General features: G+C 67.3%; 26 protein-coding genes. 14 read left to right on the top strand and 12 right to left on the bottom strand.

Features of this window, described 5'->3' with window-relative positions; genetic code table 11:
• On the bottom strand, nucleotides 1-402 hold a 402-nt coding region (locus tag DN412_RS15570; RefSeq protein WP_115212441.1), incomplete at its 3' end, for an MFS transporter.
• Between the two features lie 258 nt (nucleotides 403-660).
• Here DN412_RS15570 and DN412_RS15565 point away from each other — a divergent pair.
• Entirely contained in the window at nucleotides 661-1,425 is a 765-nt protein-coding gene (locus DN412_RS15565) for a GntR family transcriptional regulator (RefSeq protein ID WP_115212440.1), read from the top strand.
• An 88-nt stretch (nucleotides 1,426-1,513) separates the two neighbouring features.
• Here the strand turns inward: DN412_RS15565 and DN412_RS15560 are convergent, their stop codons facing one another.
• From DN412_RS15560 to DN412_RS15515, 10 genes are all read right to left on the bottom strand, one after another.
• Nucleotides 1,514-2,587, bottom strand: a complete 1,074-nt coding sequence (locus DN412_RS15560) for a porin (protein ID WP_115212439.1) — start codon at nucleotides 2,585-2,587, stop codon at nucleotides 1,514-1,516.
• Nucleotides 2,588-2,747: 160 nt separating this feature from the next.
• Complete coding sequence (locus DN412_RS15555) at nucleotides 2,748-4,109, bottom strand: 3-hydroxyacyl-CoA dehydrogenase (protein ID WP_115212438.1); 1,362 nt, start codon at nucleotides 4,107-4,109, stop codon at nucleotides 2,748-2,750.
• 14 nt (nucleotides 4,110-4,123) lie between these two features.
• Nucleotides 4,124-4,921, bottom strand: coding sequence for a crotonase/enoyl-CoA hydratase family protein (locus tag DN412_RS15550; RefSeq protein WP_115212437.1), 798 nt, complete (start codon nucleotides 4,919-4,921; stop codon nucleotides 4,124-4,126).
• Nucleotides 4,922-4,964: 43 nt separating this feature from the next.
• Nucleotides 4,965-5,933, bottom strand: coding sequence for a PDR/VanB family oxidoreductase (locus DN412_RS15545; protein ID WP_115212436.1), 969 nt, complete (start codon nucleotides 5,931-5,933; stop codon nucleotides 4,965-4,967).
• Between the two features lie 68 nt (nucleotides 5,934-6,001).
• A complete protein-coding gene (locus DN412_RS15540; RefSeq protein WP_244222666.1) occupies nucleotides 6,002-7,258 on the bottom strand; it encodes an aromatic ring-hydroxylating oxygenase subunit alpha in 1,257 nt (418 codons plus the stop codon).
• Between the two features lie 46 nt (nucleotides 7,259-7,304).
• A complete protein-coding gene (locus DN412_RS15535; protein WP_115212434.1) occupies nucleotides 7,305-8,300 on the bottom strand; it encodes a tripartite tricarboxylate transporter substrate-binding protein in 996 nt (331 codons plus the stop codon).
• 38 nt (nucleotides 8,301-8,338) lie between these two features.
• Nucleotides 8,339-9,577, bottom strand: a complete 1,239-nt coding sequence (locus tag DN412_RS15530; protein WP_115212433.1) for a Rieske 2Fe-2S domain-containing protein — start codon at nucleotides 9,575-9,577, stop codon at nucleotides 8,339-8,341.
• A 1-nt stretch (nucleotide 9,578) separates the two neighbouring features.
• A complete protein-coding gene (locus DN412_RS15525; RefSeq protein ID WP_115212432.1) occupies nucleotides 9,579-10,583 on the bottom strand; it encodes an amidohydrolase family protein in 1,005 nt (334 codons plus the stop codon).
• 5 nt (nucleotides 10,584-10,588) lie between these two features.
• Complete coding sequence (locus DN412_RS15520) at nucleotides 10,589-10,990, bottom strand: RidA family protein (protein WP_115212431.1); 402 nt, start codon at nucleotides 10,988-10,990, stop codon at nucleotides 10,589-10,591.
• 30 nt (nucleotides 10,991-11,020) lie between these two features.
• Entirely contained in the window at nucleotides 11,021-11,722 is a 702-nt protein-coding gene (locus tag DN412_RS15515; protein ID WP_244222665.1) for a GntR family transcriptional regulator, read from the bottom strand.
• A gap of 453 nt (nucleotides 11,723-12,175) precedes the next feature.
• Between DN412_RS15515 and DN412_RS15505 the strand changes: the two genes are divergently transcribed.
• Genes DN412_RS15505 through DN412_RS15445 form a run of 13 tightly spaced genes read left to right on the top strand, consistent with a single transcriptional unit; the run spans nucleotide 12,176 to nucleotide 24,905 of the window.
• Nucleotides 12,176-14,347 carry an acetate--CoA ligase family protein gene (locus tag DN412_RS15505; protein ID WP_115212428.1) on the top strand — a complete coding sequence of 724 codons (2,172 nt, stop codon included), beginning with the start codon at nucleotides 12,176-12,178 and terminating at the stop codon, nucleotides 14,345-14,347.
• A gap of 18 nt (nucleotides 14,348-14,365) precedes the next feature.
• Nucleotides 14,366-15,553 carry an acyl-CoA dehydrogenase family protein gene (locus DN412_RS15500; protein WP_115212427.1) on the top strand — a complete coding sequence of 396 codons (1,188 nt, stop codon included), beginning with the start codon at nucleotides 14,366-14,368 and terminating at the stop codon, nucleotides 15,551-15,553.
• A gap of 15 nt (nucleotides 15,554-15,568) precedes the next feature.
• Nucleotides 15,569-16,696 (top strand): acyl-CoA dehydrogenase family protein, encoded by a 1,128-nt coding sequence (locus tag DN412_RS15495; RefSeq protein WP_115212426.1) that lies wholly within the window; start codon nucleotides 15,569-15,571, stop codon nucleotides 16,694-16,696.
• A gap of 59 nt (nucleotides 16,697-16,755) precedes the next feature.
• Nucleotides 16,756-17,742, top strand: a complete 987-nt coding sequence (locus DN412_RS15490) for a Bug family tripartite tricarboxylate transporter substrate binding protein (RefSeq protein WP_115212425.1) — start codon at nucleotides 16,756-16,758, stop codon at nucleotides 17,740-17,742.
• A gap of 47 nt (nucleotides 17,743-17,789) precedes the next feature.
• Nucleotides 17,790-18,953 (top strand): thiolase domain-containing protein, encoded by a 1,164-nt coding sequence (locus DN412_RS15485; protein WP_115212424.1) that lies wholly within the window; start codon nucleotides 17,790-17,792, stop codon nucleotides 18,951-18,953.
• A gap of 5 nt (nucleotides 18,954-18,958) precedes the next feature.
• On the top strand, nucleotides 18,959-19,393 hold the full coding sequence (locus DN412_RS15480) for a Zn-ribbon domain-containing OB-fold protein (protein WP_115212451.1): 435 nt from the start codon (nucleotides 18,959-18,961) through the stop codon (nucleotides 19,391-19,393).
• An 18-nt stretch (nucleotides 19,394-19,411) separates the two neighbouring features.
• Entirely contained in the window at nucleotides 19,412-20,638 is a 1,227-nt protein-coding gene (locus DN412_RS15475; RefSeq protein ID WP_115212423.1) for a CaiB/BaiF CoA transferase family protein, read from the top strand.
• A 16-nt stretch (nucleotides 20,639-20,654) separates the two neighbouring features.
• On the top strand, nucleotides 20,655-21,653 hold the full coding sequence (locus DN412_RS15470) for a DODA-type extradiol aromatic ring-opening family dioxygenase (protein WP_115212422.1): 999 nt from the start codon (nucleotides 20,655-20,657) through the stop codon (nucleotides 21,651-21,653).
• Between the two features lie 27 nt (nucleotides 21,654-21,680).
• The gene (locus DN412_RS15465; RefSeq protein ID WP_115212421.1) at nucleotides 21,681-22,343 is read left to right on the top strand and encodes an RraA family protein; all 663 of its coding nucleotides are present in this window, start codon (nucleotides 21,681-21,683) and stop codon (nucleotides 22,341-22,343) included.
• 5 nt (nucleotides 22,344-22,348) lie between these two features.
• On the top strand, nucleotides 22,349-23,011 hold the full coding sequence (locus tag DN412_RS15460) for an RraA family protein (RefSeq protein ID WP_115212420.1): 663 nt from the start codon (nucleotides 22,349-22,351) through the stop codon (nucleotides 23,009-23,011).
• Entirely contained in the window at nucleotides 23,008-23,676 is a 669-nt protein-coding gene (locus DN412_RS15455) for a 4-carboxy-4-hydroxy-2-oxoadipate aldolase/oxaloacetate decarboxylase (protein WP_115212419.1), read from the top strand. Before DN412_RS15460 ends, DN412_RS15455 begins: the two co-directional genes overlap by 4 nt.
• A gap of 16 nt (nucleotides 23,677-23,692) precedes the next feature.
• A complete protein-coding gene (locus tag DN412_RS15450) occupies nucleotides 23,693-24,475 on the top strand; it encodes an enoyl-CoA hydratase/isomerase family protein (RefSeq protein ID WP_115212418.1) in 783 nt (260 codons plus the stop codon).
• A gap of 7 nt (nucleotides 24,476-24,482) precedes the next feature.
• A complete protein-coding gene (locus tag DN412_RS15445) occupies nucleotides 24,483-24,905 on the top strand; it encodes a PaaI family thioesterase (RefSeq protein ID WP_115212417.1) in 423 nt (140 codons plus the stop codon).
• Between the two features lie 144 nt (nucleotides 24,906-25,049).
• Here DN412_RS15445 and DN412_RS15440 read toward each other — a convergent pair whose 3' ends face one another.
• Nucleotides 25,050-25,289: a DUF2789 domain-containing protein gene (locus DN412_RS15440; RefSeq protein ID WP_115212416.1), complete on the bottom strand. Its 240-nt coding sequence runs from the start codon at nucleotides 25,287-25,289 to the stop codon at nucleotides 25,050-25,052.
• Nucleotides 25,290-25,313 lie beyond the last annotated feature (24 nt).

The following is a 25,313-nucleotide window of genomic DNA, read 5'->3' as shown; positions in this document are numbered from 1 at the left end:
CGAGTGGGCTGTAGGCGTGCTACCGGCTTCGCCGATTCCCACACCCAGGCGATACAGCAGCAGATGCCAGAAGTGCCCGGCGGTACCGCACAGCGCGGTCATGGCCGACCATATCGCGATGGAGATGGCGATCAGCGCCACGCGGTTGCAGCGCTCCGCCAGCCGTGCCATCGGGATGCCGAGCGTTGCATACAGGATCGAAAAAGCGAGGCCGCCCAGGACACCCAGCTGCACGTCGGACAGGTTCATCTCGGCCTTGATCTTTTGGGCGACCACCGAAATGAAGATGCGGTCGACGAAGCTGGAGGCATAGATCAGGATGAGCAGGAACAGGAACCAATAGCGGTAGTGCGCGCGCGATCCGGCTGCAGTCCGGACCGGCACGCGGGCCAGGTCTTGCATGAGGGGGGGTCTCCTTGAGCGGGTTGTCCAGGTGCTGCGTCGTCTGCCCTGTCGAGCACACGTAGGGCACCTTATTAATGCCAGAGTCTTGTTTTGGTATTTATTCGGGTGATTCTGGCACGTGCGCGCGGGTGCTGCAAGCCCGGTCCCTACAAGTCGGTCGCTTTGTCGCCCATGGCTCCTTATTTTGGTATTGAACGGGCATGCCAGTATTCCATTTCGGTATACTGCGCAGTAAGAACCGCTTACTCAGACCTGATGACACAGTTCGAAAAGAAAAGCATGGCCGGTGAGATCAAGGCCACGATCCAGCGCGAAATCGAGGATGGCAACATGCCGCCGGGCACGCCGCTGGACGAACGCATGCTGGCGGAGCGCTTCGGCGTCTCCCGCACACCCGTGCGCGAGGCGCTGCAGCAACTGTCCGTGCAGAACATGGTTCGCATCGTGCCCCGCGTCGGCGTGTTCGTGTCGCGCCTGTCGATCACGCAGCTGCGCGAGACCCTGGAACTGCTCGGCGAGCTGGAAGCGGTGGCGGCGAAGCTGGCCGCGCGCCGCATGGACGACGACCAGCGCGTGCGGCTAAAGGCAGCCCGCGCCGAATGCGAGCAGGCGCATGCCGAGGACGACGGCAAGCACTTCGCGAAGGCTAATGCCGAGTTTCATGACACGGTATATGCGGGCAGCCACAACGAATATCTGGTGGAGCAGATCCAGGGCATCCGCCGGCTGATGCAGCGCTACCGCCCGCGTATTTTCCAGACGCCGACGCGCCGGCAGCGCGTGCTGGAAGACCACCAGCGGCTCGCGGATGCCATTCTCAGCGGCGACGAAGCTGCCGCGCACGCGGCCATGCTCGAACACGCGCCTGTGGGCACGACCGGCTTTGCAGAATTTCTGTCGACCCTGCCGGCGAGCTACCTGGAGGGCGAAGGCGGCGGGGAGGCCACGGCCGCCAGGAGCACCGCGCCCCGCGGCGGTGCCCGGCGCGGGCGCAAGCCGTCTGCCACGCGGGCGGCCTAGCCGGGAAGCTGGAAAGCCTGATCGTTCGCTCCCCACGCCCACGCAAGGGGAGCGGGGAGCGACCCGCCGGGCTTTCCGATGTGATGGCTCAGAACTTGTGCCGCACACCCGCGGCCACGCCGAACTGATTGTGCTCGTTCGGCGCGATCTGGTAGGCGGCGAGCGCGCCGTTCAGGCTTTCAAAGTTCAGCGACGCGTTTTTCGTGTACGCCGAGGCGAGGTAGACGTCGGTGCGCTTGGACAGTGAGTAATCGGCAATCAGCGTGACCTGCCATGGGTTGGCCGGATTGGTCTGGCTGGTCGCGGTGTACAGCGATTTGACGTTGTCGTAGTAGAAGGCGCCGGTCAGTTGCAGGGCGCCAGTGGCCTGGTAGTTCAAGGCAAACCACCACAAGTCGTCGCGCGATGAGGTGTTCGTTGCCCGCGTGCCGTTGTTGTTGTACCGGTACCCCGCCTGGGCGAGCAATGCAGGGGCGATCTGGTAGCGCAGGCCCAGTGCAGCCTTCTGGGTGCGGGTGTAGTTGCCGGCGGTCGTTGCGCTGTTGACGCTGTCGTATGCTGCCGCGATCCCGAACTGGGCGAGACGGTAGTCGAGGCCGCCGCCGTAAGCCGCGGAACCCTGGAACGAGCCCGGTTGCTCGCCGAAGGCCCAGTGCATTTCCGCTGTCAGCGGGCCAAGGTCGACATGGTATTTCACCATATTGTCTTCGCGCAGATTCAGGCCGGCGATGCCGGTCACCGGCTCATAGGTCGTCGCATAAGCCGTGGGCGAATAGTTGGCCATCGTCAGGAAGAGTGACGTGTACTGGCGGCCCAGCGTCAGTTGCTGACCGCCTGCCGCCAGGCCCACCCAGGCCTGGCGGCCGAACAGGCGGCCGCCCTGGGTGGAGACGCCGGTATCCAGACTGAAACCGCTCTCCAGGGCAAAGATGGCCCGCTTTCCGCCACCCAGGTCTTCCGTGCCGCGCAGGCCCCAGCGGCTGGGCGACAGGCCGCCCGAGTTCAGTGCGACCTTGGAGTGCCCGTCGGGGCCGCTCCCATTGTTGTTGTTGGTGTATTCGATGTTGGCATCCGCCACGCCGTACAGCGTGATGCCGGATGTCTGCGCCGCGGCCGTTGCGCTGGCAATGGCGCAGGCAAGGCCGACAAGACTTCTTTTCATGAGTTTCTCCTCCTGGTTCTGGATGTCATTCTCTACACACGGAAAGTGGCAGGACTATCGCATATTGGTATGTATATAACTCATAGTGGTATACGTTAGTCCGTCTTTAAAATGCAACGATGCCTGCCGGTGACGCCTGCAAGCATGCAGCTGCCAAGCCTCATGCCTTGCCACGCTGGTAGTCGGCGAAGGTCTTGCCTTCGCGCGCGAGCCGGGCCAGCAGCGGCGCCGGTTGCCACCAGTAGCCGTGCTCCGCGTGGAAGCGCTCGATGTCGGCGTACACCTCCTGCAGCCCGATGCGGTCAGCGTAATACATCGGGCCACCATGGCGTGCAGGGAAGCCGTAGCCGGTCAGGTAGACGGTGTCGATGTCGCTGGGCCGCAACGCCACGCCGGCTTCGAGCAGCTTCGCGCCCTCGTTGACCATGCCGTAGACGCAGCGCCTGATGATTTCCTCGGCGCCGATTGGGCGCCGCAGGATGCCCAGCCGCGCTGACTCCTGCTCGATAAAGGCCTCGACCTCGGAGTCGCGCAGCGGCTGGCGGCTGCCCGGCTCATAGCGGTACCAGCCCTTGCCGCTCTTCTGTCCCAGGCGGCCCAGCTCGGTCAGCTTCAGGATCAGGTCGTTCCAGCGGCGGTCCTGCGCCCGGGTGGCTATCTGCGCCTTGCGGGTCTGGTAGCCCACGTCGTTACCCGCCATGTCGTGCACGGCGAAGATGCCCATGGCGTAGCCGAAGTCGGTGAGCGCCTGGTCCACCTCGTGCGGCAGCGCGCCTTCCTCGACCAGGAAGTGTGCTTCGCGCGTGTAGTTGCGGAACAGCGCATTGCCGATGAAGCCGGGGTAGACGCGCGCCAGCACGGCGGTCTTGCCCATGCGCCGTCCCAGGTCCATCAGCGTGGCGATCGCGTCAGGCGCGGTGTCGCGGGCACGTACGACTTCGAGCAGGCGCATCACATGCGCGGGGCTGAAGAAGTGCGCGCCGACCACGTCCTGCGGGCGCCGCGTGACCGCCGCGATGGCGTCGACGTCCAGCCCGGAGGTGTTGGTGGCGAGGATGGCGCCGGGCTTGCACAGCGCGTCGAGTTCGCGGAATACCTGCTGCTTGAGCGCCATGTCCTCGAACACGGCCTCGATGACCATGTCGGCTCCCGCGGCGTCAGCCAGGTCGACCGAGCCGGTGATGCGCGCCAGCCGCTCTTGCATGGCAGACGCATCGAGCCTGCCGCGTGAGACGCTGCCGGCGTAGTTGTCCTTCACGCGGCGCAGGCCGGTATCCAGCCCCTGCCGGCTGCTGTCGATCAGCGTGACCGGAATGCCGATGTTGGCCAGCGCCATGGCGATGCCGCCCCCCATGGTGCCGGCGCCCACCACGGCCACATGGTTGACGGGGCGCAGCGGCAGGCCCTGCGGGAAGTCCGGGATGCGGGCCGCTTCTGCCTGGGCGAAGCGGACATAGTCTGCCGTCGCCTGTACATCGGCGTCGGCGTCGGCGTCGGCGTCGGATCGGGTAATCGTCGTCATGGGAATCCTTGGGTTCAGTCGGCTGTCGCACCGGGGGTGGCGAGGGGTTTGGCGCGGCCTTCGACGAAATCGCGCAGGCGCTCGGCCGCCTCCGGCGGGCGCGGGATGTTCGACGTCAGGTACTCGACGAACAGGCCGTCGTCGTGCGACAGGTCGTTGATGCGCGGCAGCACGTTGGTGATGCGCCAGTTGGTGTCGGCGGTATTGCGCGCGATCAGTGCGGCCAGCTCGCGCGCCTTGTCCAGGGCCTGGCCCTGCGGCACTACGTAGCGCACGATGTGTTCGCGCTCGCCTTCGTGCGCGTTGAGCAGGCGCCCGGTCAGCATCATGTCGGCCATCACGGTGTAGCCCACCACGCGCTGGATGCGCACGGTGCCGCCGCCGCCGACAAAGATGCCGCGCTGTCCTTCAGGCAGGCCGAACAGCGCCGATTCGTCCGCCACGCGGATGTGCGCGGCCGTGGCCAGTTCCAGCCCGCCGCCCACCACCGCGCCATGCAGCGCCGCGACGAACGGGATGGGACCGCGCGCAATGCCATCGAACACGGTGTGCCAGGAATGGCGGGTGCGCTTGCGCGGACGCGGCTGCTCGCCCGAGGCGCGCGCCAGCGCTTCCTTCAGGTCCAGCCCGGCGCAGAAGTTGCTGCCGTGGCCGAACAGCACGCCCACGTCGGCTTCCTCGCCGGCACGCACCACGGCGTCGTGCAGGGCCCAGACCACCTCTTCGTTGATGGCGTTGCGCTTGTCGGGACGGTTCAGGCCGATCAGGGCGACGTTGCCGTCGAGTTCATAAGTTACCAATTCATTGCTCATGGTCTTGCTTCCTTCTTGAATATGGGGGGCTGCCGCGCACCGCTCAGAGATCCAGCACGAGCTTGCGGCTCTTGGCGCCGGAGCAGCAGATCATCATGCGCTGGTTGGTGGCGCGCTCGGCTTCGCTCAACACGAGGTCGCGGTGATCCGGCACACCGTCCAGCACGCGCACCTCGCAGGTGCCGCATACGCCTTCCTGACACGAGTAGGGTGGTTCGATGCCATCGCTGAGCAGGCAGTCCAGGATGGTCTTTCCGCTTGGCACTTCGAGGCTGCGCTTGCTGCGCGCCAGTTCCACGACGAAGCCCCCCTCGGTGGCGGCGGCCTCGCGCGCGGCGAAGTACTCGCGGTGTACGCGCGCTGGTGGAAGCGCCTGGGTTGCCGCCTCGAAGGCGTCGAGCATTGGCACTGGGCCGCAGCAATAGATGTGGGCGTTGCCTGGCAGGTCGGCTGCGATGGCCGGGATGTCCAGCATCTTGCCCCCCGCCTCGCGGTCGTAGGCGACGTGCACTTCGGCTCCGTCGCGGCCATCCATGGCCTGCAGCGCGTCGATGAAGGCAGCCTGCTTGCGCGTGCGCGCCGCGTAGTGCAGGCGCCAGGGCCGGCCGAGCGTGCGCAGGCGCTGGATCATGCCGAAGATCGGCGTGATGCCGATGCCGCCCGCGATGAACACGCTCAGCGGCGCGCCTTCTTCCAGCGGGAAGTTGTTGCGTGGCGCAGAGACGGTGAGGATGTCGCCGGGGCGCAGCGTTTCGTGCAGGTAGCGCGAGCCACCGCGGCTCTGGGGATCTTTGTTGACGCCGATGACGTAGCGGTGCCGCTCGTCGGACCTGTTCAGCAGCGAGTAGCTGCGGATCAGCCCGTTGGGCAGGTGCAGGTCGATGTGGGCGCCGGCGTCGAAGACTGGCAGTTCCTTGAGCGGCGGCTCGGCGCGCAGCTCGTAGCTGAGGATGCCATCGGCCTCCCAGGTAATCGACCTGACGCGCAGTTGCAGGGTTTCGGTAGGGTTCATTGATTCTCTCCAGACTTGGCACCAGGGGCCAGCGGCCATGGGCTTCGCAGCGGGGCAGGTGCCGGCGCTCAGATGTCCACGACGTCGATGTCCTCGATCGCGACGCCAGCGGCGGCCTCGTAGGCACGCCGGACGGCTTCCGGCTGTCCGGCGTGGAAGATGAAGTGGCGTAGCAGCTTGTTCCACTTCGGATGGCGCTCGTATTCGGCGCGCGGCAGCCCGTTGAGGAAGAAGTCGCGTGAATCGCACGGCAGCACCAGACGGTGGTTGGCCTGCGCGTCGCGGATGACGCCCTTGGGGTCGCGCCCTTGCGCTACCGAGTCGATATCGTCGAGCAGCCGCCGGCGGATCATGGCGATGCCTTTGTCGCTGGCGCCCAGGTTCTCGCGCGTGCGGTCCATCACCGGTCCTTGCCCGACCCAGGCGATGATGTCCTGGTTGATGACGTGGCTGGAGATCCAGCGCCCCGTGGCCGGATCATGGGTGGGGCTCGTCCAGCTTGGAATTTCCCGCTGCACGAAGGGCTCCGCTTCGCGCGGGACACGGATGAAGGACCAGGTGACGCTCAGCGTGTGGGTGTCGTCGACCGGCACGCGCCATTCGAAGTGGTCGCCGAGGAAGAAGCCGTTCGGCCACAGGCAGACGCGTCCGATGGTCCACAGCGGGTGGCGCTCGTCGGTATCCTCGCTGATGCGCTTGTAGAGGAAGCCGTGCTCGAACTCTTCGAAGGCGAGTTGCAGGTGCCGCGGCGCGCGCTGTCCCAGGTCGCCGCGCAGCCGCCGTCCCCAGTTCGCATGCATCCACTCGAAGTGCACGGGGTCGATGGAGTTTTCCTGCGCCTGCAGCCAGTTGCAGGGAACCTCGGCAAATACCACCTGGACGAAGCCATTGGCCCAGCTGAAGGGCTCCCAGTCCGGCAGTTGCGGAGCCGGGTCCGGCCCCAGATACGCCCACAGCATGCCGGCCTTGGCGGCAACGCGATAGGCCTTGAGGCGCACGCGGTCCAGTAGTCTGCCCACCGGATCGACCACTTGCTCGAACGGCTGCTCGACGCAGCGGCCGTGATGGTCGTAACACCAGCCATGGTAGTTGCAGCGCAAGCCGTTCGTTTCCACGTAACCATAGGCCAGATCGGCCCGGCGATGGGCGCAGTGCCTATCCACCAATCCGTAGTTACCGCTCAGGTCCTTGTAGAGCACCAAGTCCTCGCCCATCAGCCGAACAGGCTTGATCGGCTCGCGCTCCAGTTCATCGATGCCCGCGATCGGGTGCCAGTGGCGGCGCAGCACCTCGCCCATGGGTGTACCCGCTCCGACACTAGTCAAGAGGCGATTCCTTTCCTCACTCAGCATATCGTGTCTCTCCTGCCGTCTAGAGCTCTGCGCGGAAGCCGGAGGCCTTGATGACAGGCGCCCAAGTTTCAAGTTCGGTGCGCTGGCGGCGCGCCATCTGCTGGCCGTCCAGGTAGTCGGGCAAGACCGCAAGCTGCTTCATCAGGAAGTCGCGCGTCTGCGGCGAGGACAGGATGGTGCGCAGTGCCTGCTGCATGCGAACGATCTCCTGCGCTGGGGTGCGGGCTGGCGCCCACATCGCAGTCCAGCCGTCACCCTGGGTGACATCAATGCCCTGCTCGGCCATGGTCGGGACGTCGGGAGCCAAGACGGAGCGCTTCTCGCTGAAAATGCCGAGCAGGCGGATGCGGCCGGTGTGGTGGTACTTGCGCAGATCCTCCAGCAACGTGATGGCGCTGGCGATGTGGTCCCCGAGGAGATCGGTGATCATCGGCGGGGTGCCCTTGTACGGAGCCACCGGCAGGTCAATTCCGGCGCTTCTGGCGAACTGGATGCCGAGGAAATGGTTCTGGCCGCCGAGGCCAGGCACGCCGAAGTTCGCCTTGTCCGGATTGGCCTTTACCCAGCGCACGAACCCTGCTGCGTTGGTGGCCTGCGTCTTGGCGCCGGCCGCCATGCCGCAGGGGAATGAGACCAGACCGGCCACCGGCTCGAAATCCTTCCACAGATCCCACTTGAGCTGCTTGCCGAACACCAGAGTCTGGAAGGTCGGCGTCGCGTTGGGGGCGATCATGTAGGTGAGGCCGTCCGGCGGCGCCATCTTCAGCGCATCGGCGGCCAGGGGGCCACCGGCGCCTACATGGTTTTCCACGATCACCGGCTGACCCAGCAGCGCGGGAAGGGAATCGGAAAAATACCGCGCGATGGCATCGGTGCCGCCGCCGGGCGGCAGGCCCAACAGGATGCGGATGGCGGGTTTGCCGCGCAACTGCGCGAACGAAGCCGCGGGCGCGGCGAGGCCCGCGCACGCCGCCAGCAACAGCTGGCGGCGCGAGCGGAAGCGGGGGCTGGTCATTGTTGTCTCCGTCTTCTTGTCAGTCTTGCGCCGGCCGCTCAGGGCGCCGTGGTCAGCGAACGCCAGTCTTCGCCGGCGGGCAGCACGCCGCCGACCGAGACGATCCGGCTGTAATCGAGGTCTGGGTTGTCGGCGAGCGTCGGCGTCTCGCCGGCCACGAACTCGCGTACCGACTTCAACAGCGCCTGGCGCACGCGCAGCACCGCGCCGTCGGCCGAGCAGAGCTGCTCGGTGGTGCGGTCGGCAATCGGCCCTTGCCCGATGAACATGGCGAAGTCCTCGGTGCCCAGGTGCTGCGGAAACCCGGTGGCGTGGCCGCGGCGCATCAGGTCGCGGTTCTGGCCCCAGTTGTCGGCGGGCGTGCCCGGCGGCAGGGGCGGGAAGTTCCACACATCAGGCGTGGCAGACATGACGGTCATGCCGAGCGGGCGGTGCGGATTGAAATGCACGAACCACGCGCGGTGCGTGACATCGTCCACCGGCGTCGAGAAGAAAACCGTGCTCGGGCCCTTTTCATCGGGGGCACAGATGATGCCGTACCACGGCATGACGAAGTTGTTCACGCGCGCATAGAACTGGTCGTCGGGCAGCGGCCGCAGCGCGGCGTAGCGGTAACCGTAGGGACGGTCCTCGAATTCAAGTCGCGGTGCGAGTGCCTTGGTCATGTGCAGGCGCTGGTTGCCCGAGCCCGCCGTGATCTGCGTGGTCGATTCGTGCAGCACGCCGACATGGGAGGAATCCATCGACGCTTCCACGCCCTGCACCCAATTCGTCGGCACTTCCTGGCTGGTGACCGAGCGCTGGCTTTCCGGCAGCGAAGTGAAGGGCAGGTCGGGGAATTTCGGCGCCTGCTCGCCCTTGCCCAGCCACACCCACACGATGCCGCCGCGCTCCTGCACGCCGTAGCGGTTCACGCGCACGTGCTTGCAGAACTGGGCCTGGTCGCCGACGTGGTTCGGCGCCTCGATGACCTCCCCGCTGGTGCCGAGCTTCCAGCCGTGGAAGATGCAGCGCAGGCCGTTGTCCTCGTTGCGCGCCATCAGCAGCGAGGTCTTGCGGTGCGGGCACAGCTCGTCGAGCACGCCCACCGCGCCGTCGGTGCGGCGAAAGGCAACGTAGTTGCTGCCGAGCAGGCGCACGCGCACGGGCGCGCCGTCCGCCACCAGCTTGTCCGACGGCACGGCTGGGATCCAGTAGTGCTGGCGGATCATCTCCCCCATCGGCGCGCCATTCTCCACGCGCGTGAGCAGGTCGTTGTCTTCGCGGGTCAGCGGCATCTCAGCACTCCTCGTCGGTGCGGAAGGCGCGGGTGTAAAGGCGCCTGCAGTTGCATTCGAAGATGTTCTTGCGCTGCGCATCGGTCAGCCACGAGATGCCTTCGATCACCGGCTTCATGTCGTCGTAGTCGCGGTCGGTCAGCGGGTCGCGCGCGCTGCCGGTACCGGGCTTCTCGGTGCCGAACAGCACGTTGTCAGTGCCGGCCACCTTGAGCAGCAGGTCGATCGCTTCGGTGGAGTAGTTGCAGGTGTCGAAGTAGAGCTTGCGCAGTTGCTCGTCGAACGTGACGGTCTCGCCCTTGCGTACCGACCACGAGCGGAAGCGGCCCATCTGGTAGGGAATTGCGCCGCCGCCGTGCGCCACCACGATCTTCAGGTTCGGGAAGTCCTGGAAAGTCTTCGAATTCAGCAGCGAGATGACGGCGATGCTTTCCTCGTTGATGAACTTGAGCGTGTACGACTCGCGGGCGCTGCAGCTGCCGGCCGAATGGATCAGGCCCGGCACGTCCAGGCGGGTCATGGCTTCATACAGCGGATACCAGAACGGATCGCCGAGGCCCGGAGGCGTGGGGCCTTCGCTTTCGGTCGGGTCGGGATTGATCAGGCAGCCGACGAAGCCGAGCTCGTTCACGCAGCGTTCGAGCTCAGGCACCGCGCGCTCGGCCGGCGATTCCAGCATGTGTTGCGGCAAGCCTGCCACGCCGCGGAAGCGGTCCGGGAACATGGCGACGAAGCGCGCAATGATGTCATTGCAGTGGCGCGACCACAGCTCGGTCACGCGGCCCGGCTTGACCGAATGCATCTGCAGGTACGGGCGCGGCGAGATGAACTGCACGTCGGTGCCGACGGCATCCATGCTGCGCACCAGCTCTTCGGCCGCCTTGCGTACGGATGCATCCGGAATCTTCGGCGTGGTGGACGGATTGGCGCGTCCGCCGATGAGCTCCGCCATATAGCGGAAGCTTTCCGGGGGCATGACGACGTGGGCGTGGGAATCGATGATCATGGTGTTCAGCCTTGGTTTGCGCCGGCCAGGACGGCCAGGCATTCGAGTTGCAGGAGCATGCCGTGCTGCAGGTCATGCACGACGATGTGCCGCGCTGGGCGGTCTTCGGGGTTGGGGAAGCACTGCAGCCATTCGGCATTGATGGCGTCGCGCACGCTGTTGTCCTTCGCGTAGACGGTCAGCTTCACCACGTCCGCCACGCTGCCGCCGCCGGCCGCCAGCACGGTGGCGAGATTGCGGAACGCGTGCGCGGCCTGTGCCGCCGCGCCGGGCGGCAGTTCACCGGTGGCCGCATCCTTGCCCGAGATGGCGGAGGTGCAGATGACGTTGCCCACGCGGGCGCCGGTGGGAATCGGGGCGTTGTGCGCAAGGCCGGGCACATCAAGCGAGCGGAGAGGTCTGGTCATGGGATGCCTGAGGTATTGAGGGTTCTGCGGTCAGGACGCGGCGGCATGGCCGCCGTCGAAGAAATGGGCCGGCACGGTCGCCAGGAATTCGGCAAAGCCGGTTGTGCCAGCGGGCACATGGACAGTCATGGCGGCAGCAGCCTGCTGCTCGTCGCCGGCACGGATCGCATCGGCGATGCGCTGGTGGTCTTCCAGGGACTTTGCCACCTGCTGCCCGGAGGCGAAGTCGCGCATGCGGTAGCGCTGCAGGCACCGCCGCGCCACACGGATATGGCCGGCAAGGATTTCGTTGCGGCAGCCCTGGTAGATGGCTTCGTGAAAGGCTGCGTTAGCGGCGGCGTAGCCGACCGCACCGGGCGTCGCCGCGACGCGCCGGCACAGAGACAGGCCGGCGTCGAGCGCAGCATGCAGCGCTTCGTCGCCGCGGCGGGCGGCCAGCCGCGCTGCCAGGGACTCCAGTTCGCCCACGTATTCGAGCATTGCCCGTACCTTGCCGACGGTCAGGCGCGTGACCGCCGCGCCCTGGCGCGGGGTACTGGTGACCAGTTCGTGCGCGGCCAGTTGCTGCAGCGCTTCGCGCACAGGCGTGCGCGATACGCCAAAGCGCTGCGCCAATTCCCGCTCATCAAGCGGCGCGCCGGGACACAGGACACCGGCTTCGATCTCGGCCTCCAGCGTGGCACGGATGTCTTCTGCCCGGCTCGGGCGAGCCGCAGGGCGGGGTGGGTGCATCGGGGTTGGGAGGGTTGGTTGCATACGATCAATCGCGCACAAGCATCTCGTTGTTGCAGCAAAATATACAACAAAAAAGTATTGGTATGCAAAGGAGCGTGCAAAGGCCCTGGCGGATGGCGCTCGGGATTGTGCGCCGTTTGTCTCCTATGCTGAGGAGCAGGAGGGCGCCCCTTCCTCCCTGCGCAAGGCTGGAGTTTTTCCGCTATCCCGCGCCAGATATGGATTACAGCCGGACGCTGGACAGGCTGCAAGGTGCCTTTAGGTCCTTCGGGCAGCGGCTTTGCCGGCTTCCGCGGCTTGCTGTCGAGAGGTTGATCATACCGTCCGGCTAAGGGAAATTCCCTATGAGAGTTTCTATAAAAGTGTTTTCTGGTGTATTGAAATGGCGCTTCTGGTATGCCAGAATTCGTTCAACACGAAGCAACCGCCCTTTCCTGGAAGACCCAACCCATGAAGACCTCTGACTTTCCCGGCGCGCAGGCCGGACAGCCTCAAACGGCGGCGCAAGCCGCGGTGGCTGCCGTGACCAGCGTCCTCCGTCCGGCTTCGATTGCCATCGTCGGTGCTTCGGCAGACCCTCGTTCGTTTGGCGGGTTCGTGCTGGCTAACCTGGAGCGCTTCGGCTACGCCGGCGCCATTCACCTGGTCAGCCGCAGCAGTACCGAGATCAACGGCCGCGCCTGTGTGAAAACGATTGATGAACTGCCGGCCGGCATCGACCTGGCCGTGCTGGCGATTCCCGAGGCGGGCGTGCTCGAAGCCGTGCGCAGCCTGGCCGCGAAGGGCACTCGTGCGGCGGTCCTGTTCGCGTCCGGCTATGCGGAGACCGGCGAGGCCGGCCGCGAACGGCAGGACCAGCTGGCCGCCGCCGCGCGCGACGCCGGCATGCTGCTGCTCGGGCCGAACTGCATGGGCTTCACGAATTTCGAGGGTGGTGTGCCCGTGACCTTCGAGGCTGTCCAGCCCTACCCGTGCGGCGGACGCCCCGGTATCGGCGTGGTGGCGCAAAGCGGCGCGATGGCCGCGAACATGCGCGATGCCTTCGTCGGGCGCGGCCTGCCGCTGACCGCCGTGGTATCCACAGGCAATGAAGCGTCGCTTGGTGTCGAGGACTTCGTTGCCCACTACATCGACGATCCCCAGACCCGCGTGCTGGCCTTGTACGCCGAACAGGTGCGGCGCCCGCGTACCTTCCTCTCGCTGGCGCGCCAGGCGCGCCAGGCCGGCAAGCCCATCGTGATGCTGATGCCGGGCCGCAGCGAGCGGGCGCGTGAAGCGGCCCAGTCCCACACCGGCGCGCTGGCCGGCGATCACGCCACCGCTTGCGTGGCGCTGGCGCGCGAGGCCGTGGTGCTGGTCGATACCCCTGACGAGCTTGTCGACGCTGCAGCAATCCTGCTGCGTTTTCCGGTGCCGCCAGCTGGCGGCCCGGCTTTTATGACCGGTTCCGGCGCGATGAAGAACGTCGCGCTGGACTTCTGCGATGGGTTGGGCCTGTCGTTGCCTCCGCTCGGTGCGCAGACGACGGCACGTCTCAAGGCCATGCTGCCGGACTACGCGGTGGCCGAGAACCCGCTCGACTACACCACCATCGGCGTGCGCAACCCCGGCCTGGTCGGCGAAGTGCTGCTGACCATGCTGTCCGACGCGGCCGTTGGCAGCATTGTCCTCAGTATCCCCGCCGGGCCCGAAGTGGCGCAGCGCGACAAGGCCGAGCACATCGTCCCGGCGCTGGCCCGCGCCGGCAAGCCGGCAGTGCTGGTCGTGACCGGCGACAGCGGCCCCATCGAGTCGTTCTTTGTCGATGCTATCCGCGCCAGCGGCGTGCCGTTCTTCCGCTCGCCCGACCGCGCGCTGCGCGCGCTTGCCCGGGTGTCGGCCTATGGCGAGGCGCTGCAGCGTGCCGATCGGGCCAGCCAGTCCGTTCCGGCGGCAGTACCGCTGCCTGGCGCCGTGCCGCCGTCAGGCGTGTTCGCGGAATACCAGGGCAAGGCGTGGCTGGCCGCGGCCGGCCTGACGGTGCCCGAGGGCATGCTGGCGACCAGCGCAGATGAAGCGGTGGCGATTGCCGCGCGCATCGGCTACCCGGTGGTGATCAAGGCGCAGGCAAGCGAACTGCCGCACAAGAGCGATGTGGGCGGCGTGATCGTCGGCCTGGCCGATGAAGCCGCGCTGCGCGCCGGCTGGAGCCACCTGCAGGAGAACATCGCCACCCATCGCCCCGGCCTGGTGCTGGATGGCGTGCTGGTCGAGGCGATGGGGCCGCGTGGGCTGGAGCTGGTGGTTGGGGCTCGGCGCGATGCCGGCTGGGGGCCGGTGGTACTAGTGGGCCTGGGCGGTGTGTGGATCGAGGCGCTGAAGGATGTGCGGCTGATGCCGGCCGATCTCGCCGAAGCCGATGTGGTGCAGGAACTGGGCCGGCTCAAGGCTGCTTCCCTGCTGCGCGGCATCCGTGGTGCCGCTGCCGTCGACGTGGCAGCCATTGCGCGGGCCGTGAGACTGATCGGCGAGCAGATGCGCGCCAACCCGGCCATTGCCGAAATCGACGTCAACCCGCTGGTGGCCTATCCCGACCGCGTGCTCGCGCTGGATGCGCTGGTGGTCTGCGCCCCGCAAGCCTGAACACACGGCACACATACCATGAAGCTGACTTTCTCTCCCGCAGAAGAAGCATTCCGCCAGGAGGTGCGCGCCTTCGTCAAGGCGAAACTGCCCGCGGACATCCGGCGCAAGGTCGAGCTCGGCCTGCGTCTGGAGCATGCCGACTACGTGACCTGGTTCCGCATCCTCGAAGCGCGCGGCTGGCTCACGCCGGGCTGGCCGGTGGCACACGGCGGCCCGGGCTGGAACCACGTGCAACGCTATATCTTTGACGAGGAAACCATGCTGGCCGGCGCGCCGCGCATTATCGCCAGCGGCATCCAGATGCTGGGGCCGGTGCTGATCGCCTTTGGCACGCCCGAGCAGAAGGCCAGGTACCTGCCCGACATCCGTCAGAGCAATACGTGGTGGGCGCAAGGCTTCTCCGAGCCGGGCGCCGGCTCGGACCTGGCGGCGGTGCGGACCACCGCCGTGCTGGAACCGGACGGCAAGCACTTCGTGGTCAACGGCCACAAGGTGTGGACCTCGTACGCGCACTGGTGCTCGATGATGTTCGCGCTGGTGCGCACCGACCCGAACGCCGCCAAGCCGCAGGAGGGAATTTCGTTTCTGCTGATCGACATGAACAGCCCCGGCGTCGAGGTCCGTCCCATCCGCATGCTGGAAGGCGGCACCGACCTCAACGAGTGCTACCTCGACAATGTGCGGGTGCCGGTGGAGAACCTGGTGGGCGAGCTGAACAAGGGCTGGTCCTACGGCAAGTACCTGCTCGGCCATGAGCGCACCGGCATCGCGGGCATCGGCTCATGCAAGCAGCAATTGCAGCGGGCCCGGGCCCTGGCGGCCAGCGAAGGGCTGGACGGCGATCCGGTGCTGCAGTCGCGCCTGGCGCAGTTCGAGATCGAACTGCTGGCGCTGGAATTCACCGCACTGCGCCTGCTCAGTCCCAACCAGCAGAGTCGGGTGCCGCCGGTGGAGGCGTCGATGCTCAAAGTGCGTGGCACCGAGTTGCGCCAGGCCATCTACGAACTGCTGGTGGAAGTGGCGGGTCCGCATGCCGTGCCGTTCGAGGAAGCGGCGTTGCGCGGCGAGCTGGAAGATCCCGCCAGCCCGCTCGAACTGTCGGCGCTGGCCGCCAACTACCTCGACGCCCGCAAGCTGTCGATCTACGGCGGCGTCAACGAAGTACAGCGCAACCTGATCAGCAAGGCCTTCCTCGCGGCCTGACACCGTACCGAGACCATGGATTTCTCTCTGAACGACGAACATATCGCGCTGCGCGACGCGGTGCGCCGCTTCTGTGACGGCGAGTACCCCGCGCATCGCCGTGGCGACGCGGAGACTGCCGATGAGGCCGCTTCGCGCTGGGCCGCCATGGCCGACCTTGGCCTGCTCGGGCTGCCCCTGGCGGCCGACGTGGGCGGCAGCGAACAAGGCCCGACCGAAATGATGCTGGTAGCCCAGGAACTGGGCCGCGCCTTGGGCGGTGGGGCATGGCTGTCGAGCGTGGTGCTGGCCGGGCAACTGCTTGACGGGGCGGGCACGCCCGCGCAGCGCCGGCGGTGGCTGCCGGCCCTGGCGGCCGGTGAGGCACGGCTGGCCCTGGCCATCGGCGAGGCCGACGCCCGCTATGAACTGTCGCGTGTCAGTACGCTGGCGCGGCAGGACGGCGAGGGCTGGGTGCTCGATGGCAGCAAGACGTTGGTGCTCGACGGTGCGCAGGCCGATGCCTACATCGTGGCCGCGCGCACCTCCGGCGAGGCCTGCGACGAGCAGGGCGTGACGCTCTTCCTTGTCGAGGCCGGCACGCCCGGCATCGCCGTGCGCGCGTTCCCGACGCTCGATGGCCGCGCTGCGGCGCACCTGACGCTGCGCGAGCTGCGCGTGGACGCCGGTGCGGTGATCGGGGAGACCGGCCGCGCGCTGCCGTGGATCGTCGCAGCAGCCGACCGCGCCAGCGCCATGCTGTGCGCAGAGGCCACCGGTGCGCTCGAAGCGCTGCTCGACCTGACCGCGGAACAACTGAAGACGCGCAAGCAGTTCGGCGCGCCACTGGCGAAGTTCCAGGTGCTCCAGCATCGCGTGGCCGACATGCTGATCGCGCTCGAACAGTGCAAGTCGATGGCGTGCGTCGCCGCCATGGCTGTTGCCGATGGCGATCCGGTACAGCGTCGCCGACTAGTGTCCGCAGCCAAGGTGGTAATCGGGCAGGCGGGACGGCAGGTCGGCCAGTGGGCCATCCAGATGCATGGCGCCATGGGCATGACCGACGAGTGCCGCGTGGGGCATTACGCCAAGCGGCTGATGGTGATCAACCAGCTGTTCGGCGACGCCGCGCATCACCTGGGGTGTTTTGCCCGGCAGGCCTAGTGAAAGGTTTACTCGCCGGCGCCTTGCGTATTCACATAAGAAATACAGGAGACAAAGACATGGCCCTCATCCACACCCTCCGGTCTGCCTGCGGCGCGCTTGCCCTCGGACTGGCGTTCGCCTGCGGCGCGCAGGCCCAGGAGAAGCCGCCGATCAAGTTCCTGGTCGGCTTTCCGCCAGGAGGTTCGACGGATACCGTGGCGCGCGTGCTGGCCGAGAAGCTTCAGGGCGTGCTCGGCCAGACCGTGATCGTCGACAACCGGCCGGGCGCCGGTGGCCGGCTGGCTACGGGAGTGCTGAAGAACAGCACCCCGGACGGCCTGACCTACATGGTTGCGCCGAATGCCACGACCATCTTTCCCACCCTCCTGTACCCGCCCGCAGCACTCAGGTATGACTTGCTGACCGACCTTGCGCCGGTGGCCGTGGTCATTTCCTACCCGCTGGCCCTCGTCGTCAGCAGCCAGACTGGCGTTACCGACGTGAAAGGCTTCGTGGAGTGGGCAAAGGCGCATCCCAAGGAGGCGGTGTTCGGCACGGCTGGCCTGGGAGGGCAGACGCACTTTACCGGCCTGCAGTTCGGCAAGGCCACCGGCGTGCCGATGAACGTGGTGCCCTACAAGGGCAACGGGCCACTCATCACCGACCTGCTTGGCGGGCAACTGGCTTCGGCCGTCATGACCGCCGGCGACATCGTGCCCCATGCCAAGGGCGGCAAGGTGCGCGTCATCGGCGTGTTCGGTGCGGCTCGCTCCCCGCTGCTGCCAGGCGTGCCCACGGTGGCCGAGCAGGGGGTGCCGGTGGACAGCGGCGAAGCCTGGGCCGGTATCTGGGCGCCCGCCCGCACACCCAAGGCAGAGCTTGACCGCATGCAGGCAGCGCTCGCCAAGGTGCTTGCCATGCCCGAGGTGCGCGCCACGCTGCAGACCCGGGCCACGCTGAACCCGGACTTCCGGCCGGCCGCGGAGCTCGACCGCCTCCAGCGCAAGGAACTGGCCTACTGGGGCCCGGTCATCAAAGCCAGCGGCTTCACCCCTGAGCAGTGAAGCCCCGCGACACACCAGGCATCTTTCCCTAGCTCCTGCATATCATCATGACCCTGAACGGATCCGCCTATATCGTGGGGGCGTACGAGCATCCCACCCGCAAAGCCGATGACCTGTCGGTGGCGCGCCTGCATGCCGAAGTGGCGCGCGGCGCTCTGGCCGACGCCGGCCTCACCGCCGCCGATGTCGACGGCTACTTCTGCGCCGGTGATGCACCGGGCCTGGGAAGCACCACGATCGTGGAATACCTTGGCCTGAAGCCGCGCCACGTGGACTCGACCGAGTGCGGCGGCTCCGCGCCGATCCTGCACGTGGCGCACGCCGCCGAGGCCATCGCCGCGGGGCGCTGCAACGTCGCGCTGATCACGCTGGCGGGACGCCCCCGTGCGGCGGGCGCCGCGCTGGCGCTGCGGGCGCCGGACCCGGATGCGCCCGACGTGGCCTTCGAGCTGCCGTTCGGCCCGGCCACGCAGAACCTCTACGGCATGGTGGCGAAACGCCATATGTACGAGTTCGGCACTACCAGCGAGCAGCTCGCGTGGATCAAGGTGGCAGCGTCCCATCACGCGCAGCACAACCCGCACGCCATGCTGCGCAACGTGGTGACGGTGGAAGACGTGGTCAATTCGCCGATGGTCGCCGACCCGCTGCACCGCCTCGACTGCTGCGTGATGAGCGACGGCGGCGGCGCGCTGATCGTGGCGCGCCCCGAGATCGCCCGCCAGCTCAAGCGTCCGCTGGTGAAGGTGCGCGGTACAGGCGAAGCGCCCAAGCACGCCATGGGCGGCAACATCGACCTGACGTGGTCGGCCGCCGCATGGTCGGGCCCGGCCGCGTTTGCCGAAGCCGGCGTCACGCCTGCCGACATCAAGTACGCGTCGCTGTACGACAGCTTCACCATCACCGTGCTGATGCAGCTCGAAGACCTGGGCTTCTGCAAGAAGGGCGAGGGCGGCAAGTTCGTCGCCGACGGCGGCCTTATTTCCGGCGTGGGACGCCTGCCGTTCAACACCGATGGCGGTGGCCTCTGCAACAACCATCCTGCCAACCGCGGCGGCGTCACCAAGGTGATCGAGGCGGTGCGCCAGCTGCGCGGCGAGGCGCATCCCGCAGTGCAGGTCAGCAACTGCGACCTGGCGCTGGCCAGCGGCATCGGCGGTGCGCTGGCTTCCCGCCATACCGCGGCCACGCTGATTCTTGAAAGGGAATGAACACCATGAGCACACCCGCCACTCCTGCCAACGCGGCCGCCAAAGCGCCGCCCGCCGGCCCGCGCAAGATCCCTGCCCCGCGCACGCTGCCGGAAACCCAGGCGTTCTGGAATGCCGCGGACGCCGGCCGTCTGCTGCTGAAGGTCTGCCTGGACTGCCACACACCGCACTACTACCCGCGCGACATCTGTCCGCACTGCCAGTCTGACCGCACCGAATGGCGTGACGCCAGCGGCCTCGGCACGGTCTACTCGTTCAGCACCATGGGCAAGGGCGAGGGCGCCTGGACGCTCGCCTACGTCCGGCTGGAGGAAGGCGTGACGATGATGACCAACCTGGTGGACTGCGACCCGCGCGAGATCGAAATCGGCCAACGCGTGAAGGTTGTGTTCAAGCCGAGCGACGGCGGCTACGCCGTGCCGATGTTCACCCCGGCATAAGGACCTGAGGCAACGACCATGGTTGATACCCGACACAACGAACACGGCACGGGCGAGCGCAAGGGCCCGCTGTCCCGCTTCACCATCCTCGACGCCTCGCGCGTGCGCGCCGGTCCCACCGCGGTGCGGCTATTCGCCGACATGGGCGCGCGCGTGATCAAGCTGGAGATCCCGCCGGGCGCACCCGGCGGCGACGACATGATCGGCGGACGCGACCACAACCGCGCCGACTACGAGAACCTGCACCGCAACAAGGAAAGCCTCACGCTCAACATGAAGACCTCGGAGGGCGTGAAGATCCTGCATGAACTGGTCAGCCGCGCCGACGTCTTCATCGAGAACTACCGCCCCGACGTGAAGCACCGCCTCGGCATCGGTCCGGACGCTCTGCGCGCGATCAACCCGCGGCTGATCTACGCCAGCATTTCCGGCTTCGGCCAGAATGGCCCTTACGCGGGCTGGCCCGGCTTCGACTCCATTGCGCAGGGCATGGGCGGGCTGATGAGCGTGACCGGCAAGCCGGGCGAAGGCCCGATGCGCGTCGGCATTCCGCTCGCGGACCTGTGCGCAGGCCACTTCTGCGCGATGGGCATCCTCACGGCGCTGCTGGAGCGCGAGGCGTCGGGCGAAGGGCAGTGGGTGCAGACCTCGCTGCTGGAAGCGCAGATCTCCATGCTGGACTTCCAGGCCGCGCAGTGGCTGGTAGACCGCAAGATCCCCGAACAGACCGGCAACGAACATCCGCTGACCGTGCCCACGGGCGTGTTCGCCACCAGTGACGGCTACCTGAATATCGCCGCGATCGGCCAGACCATGTGGAAGCGCCTGTGCGAGGCGCTGGAGGTGCCACATCTGGTCGACGAACCCGGCTTGGGTTCTGATCCGGAACGCGTGCGCAACCGCGACAGGGTCAACGCGGCGATCGAAGCCGCACTGCGCACGCGCACCACGGCCGAATGGACCGAGCGGCTGCTGAAGGCCGGCGTGCCGTGCGGCCCCATCCACCGCGTCGACCAGGTCTTTGCCGATCCGCAGGTGAAGCACCTTGGCGTGGCCTGGCCGATGCAGCACGCCGAGCTTGGCGACGTCGCACTGGTGGGGCAGCCGATGCGCCTCTCGCGCTATCCGCGCGAGCAGCCACCGCAGCCCGCGCCGGAGCAGGGTGCCAACACCGACGACATCCTGCGCGAGCTTGGCTACAGCGCAGCGCAGGTCGGTGAACTGCGCGCCGCCTACATTGTTTGAACGCAAGGACACTTCCATGGCAAGACTCGTCGCCGCTTTCGGCTCCTCCCACAGCATCATGCTGGTGTGCCAGCGTGAAGACTGGCAGCACGGCTTCCGCCAGGTCGACCCGAAGAACCCGCACTATTTCGACCGGGCCGGCAACCCGACCACCTATGAGGCGCTGCTTGCCGTCGCCCCGGCCGATGCCGAGTCGATGGTGACGCCCGGGCGCATGGGCGAGCGCTACGACCAGGCCGAAACGGCCATGGACGAGCTGCGCGACCGCATCCGCGCCGCCCGCCTTGACGTGCTGCTGGTGGTCGGGGACGACCAGACCGAACTGTTCCGTACTACCAACAATCCTGCCTTCGCCATCTACTACGGCGAGACCATCCGCAATGCGAAGCGCGAAGAAGGCCCTTCCGACGGCTGGTACAAGAAGGCCCGCATGGCCCGCCAGGAACCCGACGCCGACCGCGACTACCCGGTCAACGCCGACATGGGCCGCTGGCTGATCCGCGAGCTGTGCGACCGCGACTTCGACATCACGGCCATGGACGGGCTCGAGCGCGGCCAGTTCGAAGGCCATGCGTTCTCGTTCATCCACCGGCGCTACCTGCAGGGGCTGGACCTGCCGGTGGTGCCCGTCATCGTCAACACCTTCGACCCGCCCAACCAGCCCACGCCGCGCCGCTGCATCCAGCTTGGCGCCGCGCTGCGCGAGCTGATCGCCGCTTATCCCGAAGACCTGCGCGTGGGCGTGCTGGCCTCGGGCGGCCTGAGCCACTTCGTGGTGGATGCCGAGCTCGATAACGCGATCATCGACGCCATTCGCAGGAAGGACACCGGCTTCCTCGCATCGCTGGACCCGCGCCAGCTCCAGGCGGGCAGCTCGGAGATCCGCAACTGGCTGATCGCCGTCGAGGCGGTGCGCGACCTCGACCTCGAATGGGTTTCCTACGTGCCGGGCTACCGCACGCCTGCAATGACCGGGACCGGGCTGTGCTTTGCGGCCTGGCGTCCCCTCGACTGAACTGCTGAACCGGACCATACAACGATCATGAGTGAGACTGAATCCTACGTACAACGCCTGCGCCGGCTCGACTGCTGCGCGGTGTCAGACGCGCTCGACAAGCTGCAGCTGCCGGGCACCGTGACCGGCCTGCCGCAGCGCTCCGGTGCCGGGCGCATTGCCGGCCGCGCCATTACCGTCAAGCTCGGCACCGGCGCGCCGCCGCCCGGACCGGCGCGCCATCTCGGCTGCACGGCCATTGAGCAGGCCGGCCCGGAGAACATCATCGTCGTCGAGCAGCGCACCGGCGTGGAGGCCGGTAGCTGGGGCGGGCTGCTATCGCTGGGGGCCAAGGTGCGCGGCGTCGCCGGCGTCGTGGCGGATGGTCCGGTGCGCGATATCGATGAAGCGCTCGACTTCGACTTCCCCGTGTTCAGCCGTGCACTGACCGCGTTTACCGCACGCAGTCGCGTGGTTGAGCAGGGCACCAACGTCCCGGTGCAGATCGGCACCGTGACGGTGGAAGAGGGCGACTACGTGGTCGCGGACCGCAGCGCCGTGATCTTCATCGCCGCGCGCGATATCGCACGCGTGCTGGAAACGGCGGAGGCCATCGTGCGCAAGGAGGCCGTGATGGCAAAAGCCATCCAGGGCGGCACGCCCATCGGGGAAGTCATGGGCGGCAACTACGAACACATGCTGAAAGGTTGAAGAAAATGAGCGAACAACAGGACATCAATGTCGCGCGTGCCGGCAAGCTGGACACGGCCACGCTGAGCGACGCGCTGGACAAGCACGGCATTGCCGGCCAGTGCTATCGCATCAAGGCGCGCGGCGAGGGCTTCGTCATGGCGGGTCGCGCCTACACGCTGCAGTACGGCCCGGCATCCAATCCGCCGGGCACCGTGGGCGACTATATCGACGACGTGCCGCCGGGCAGCGTCCTCGTGCTCGACAATGGGGGGCGCGATAACGCCACGGTCTGGGGCGACATCCTCACGGAGATCGCGCACCGCCGGGGCATTGCCGGTACCGTTATCGACGGCGTGTGCCGCGATGTCGCCCTCTGCCGCCAGCTCGGCTACCCCGTGTTCAGCAAGGACCACTGGATGCGCACCGGCAAGGACCGCGTCCAGGTGGAGGCGACCAACGTGGCGGTCAATATCGGCGACGCGCGCGTGCAGCCGGGCGATATCCTGCGCGGCGATGCCGACGGCGTGGTGGTCATTCCTCGCGAGCACGAGGCCGCGGTGCTGGACACCGCCGAACAGATCGAGGCGGCCGAGGAAGCCATCCGTGCCGCCGCGCGCGGCGGCATGCGGCTCGACGAGGCGCGCCGCCAGCATCGTTACCACCAGCTGCAGACTAAGGAGGCATGATGACGCCCGAACATGACGCGGCCAGCACCACAGTGCAGGCATTCGAACGGGTCGACGCCCAGACCGTCGCGGTGGCACGCCTGCTGCCCACGGCCACGCTGCACGAGGCAGGCGGCAAGATCGGCGTGCTGCCGCCGGCCATCAAGCCGGTGGCGCCGGCGTTCCGGCTGTGCGGGCCGGCCCTGACGGTCCACTCGCCGGGCGGCGACAACCTGTGGCTGCACCGGGCCATCGCGCTGGCGCAGCCGGGCGATGTGCTGGTGGTCCATGTCAGCGGCGTGCATGACCACGGCTACTGGGGCGAGATCATGACCACCGCCGCCAAGGCAAAGGGCCTGGGTGGGCTGGTCATCGACGGCTGCGTGCGCGACGGCGTGCTGCTGGAGGAGATCGGCTTCCCGGTGTTCGCACGCGGCCTGTGCATTCGCGGCACCGGCAAGGACTACGGCGCCATCGGCTGGCTCAACGCGCCGGTGCTGATGGACGATGTGCGCGTGGCGGCCGGCGACCTCGTCGTAGGCGACGCCGATGGCGTGGTCGTGGTGCCGCGCGAGCGGGCCCGCGACGTTGTGACCCGCGCGCAGGACCGCGAGGCGACCGAGGCAGCCATCCTGAAGCGTGTGGCGGCCGGCGAGTCGACCATGCGCATCTACGGCTTTCACTGAGCAGGAGGCGACCGCCATGTCCGACGCCTCGCAGGGGGGCTCTCAGGGACTCCCGCCCGAACTGGTGATCGACGGCGCGGTCGCCGTCATTACCTTGCGCCGCCCTGAAGTGGCCAACCGGCTGGAGCCGGAGGATCTCGACCTGCTGTGCGCCCTTCTGGCATCCGTCAATGCCGACCTGTCGGTACGCGTGCTGCGCATCGAGGCGCAGGGCCGCCATTTCTGCAGCGGGTTCAATATCGGGCGGCTGGGCGGCCCGGAGGCTGGTGAGCGCTTCGAGGCCCTTGTCAATGCGGTGGAGCACGCGCGGCCGGTGACGATTGCCGTACTGCACGGTGGCGTCTACGGCGGCGCGACCGATCTCGCGCTCGCATGTGATTTCCGTTTCGGCGCGCCTGCAGTCGACATGCACGTGCCGGCGGCCCGCCTCGGCCTGCTGTTCTACCGCGGCGGACTGGAACGCTACGTCATGCGGCTGGGGCTGGCCGCGGCCAGGCGCGTGATGCTGCTGGCCGAGCGCTTCGACGCCGACGCCATGCTGCGCATCGGCTATCTCGATGGCCTCGAAGCGAGCGTCGACGTGCTGCGCTCGCGTGTGCGCGAAGTCAGCGACACGTTGGCCGGCATGGCGCCGCTGGCACTGCTCGGCATGAAGAAGCACATGAACCGCATCGCGCGCGGCATGCTCGATGCTGACGAGCTGGCGAGCGACATCGCCCGCGCCGATGCCTCGGACGACCTGCGCGAAGGCGCGCTGGCGTGGCGCGAGAAGCGGGCGCCGCGCTTTACCGGACACTGAAACCGACATGACCCCCGACAACTACTTCACCCGCATGCGCCGCGGCGAGGTGCCCCCACCGGCCATCTGTGGCCTGCTTGGCGGCGAGGTCCGCGCCGTCGACACGGAAGCGGGCACGCTCGAAGCCGCCTACCTGGCGAAGGACACCTTCCTGAACCCTGCCGGACAGGTGCAGGGCGGCATGCTCGGCGCGATGCTCGACGACGTGACCGCCATGCTTGTCACCGCCACGCTGGCCGACGGCGAGGCCTGTGCGACGCTGAACCTCAACCTTTCCTATCTCCGGCCCGGCCAGCCGGGGCCGCTGCAAGGGCAGGCGTGGTTGGAGCGGCGCGGCCGCAACGTCTGCAACGTGGTCGGACAGCTCTGGCAGGACGGCCAACTGCTGGCGACCGCCACGGCTACGTGCATGGTGGTGCGGCGAGCCTGAGCGCCACCTTTCCAAACCGAACACCGAACCAGGAATACCCCCCAATGAGCTTCCCTCTGTTTTTCGCCTTCCAGAGGTCTCTTTGTGGTTCGCTTGCCTAGTGTCCTCAGTCGGGAATCGGAGCAGGTCTCCAGCAGCGCTCTCTCAAGCAGGTGTGCGCAACGCAAGATTCAATTGGTCCACGGCCTGTGCCCAGTCTGCATCCTCGTCAAATTCGTCGCGCAGCAAGGCTGCCTGGGCCGGCGTCCAGAATGGCGCCTCCCAAAGATTGATGTCTTGCGGTAGCGGCGAATGCTCCGCAACGAACGCAAGGATGTCCGTTTTGTTGGATGGCAAGCCGAGCTGGGCGAACAGGTCAGAAAACTGATGAAATGGGGTGTCCATGGGAAACGTGCGGGAAGCAGGGTT

The organism is Cupriavidus lacunae (genome assembly GCF_003353055.1).
In the GTDB taxonomy this organism is placed as follows: Bacteria; Pseudomonadota; Gammaproteobacteria; order Burkholderiales; family Burkholderiaceae; genus Cupriavidus; species Cupriavidus lacunae.
Note: the sequence above shows the minus strand (reverse complement) of the source record. Positions and strands in the feature narration are given on the sequence as shown.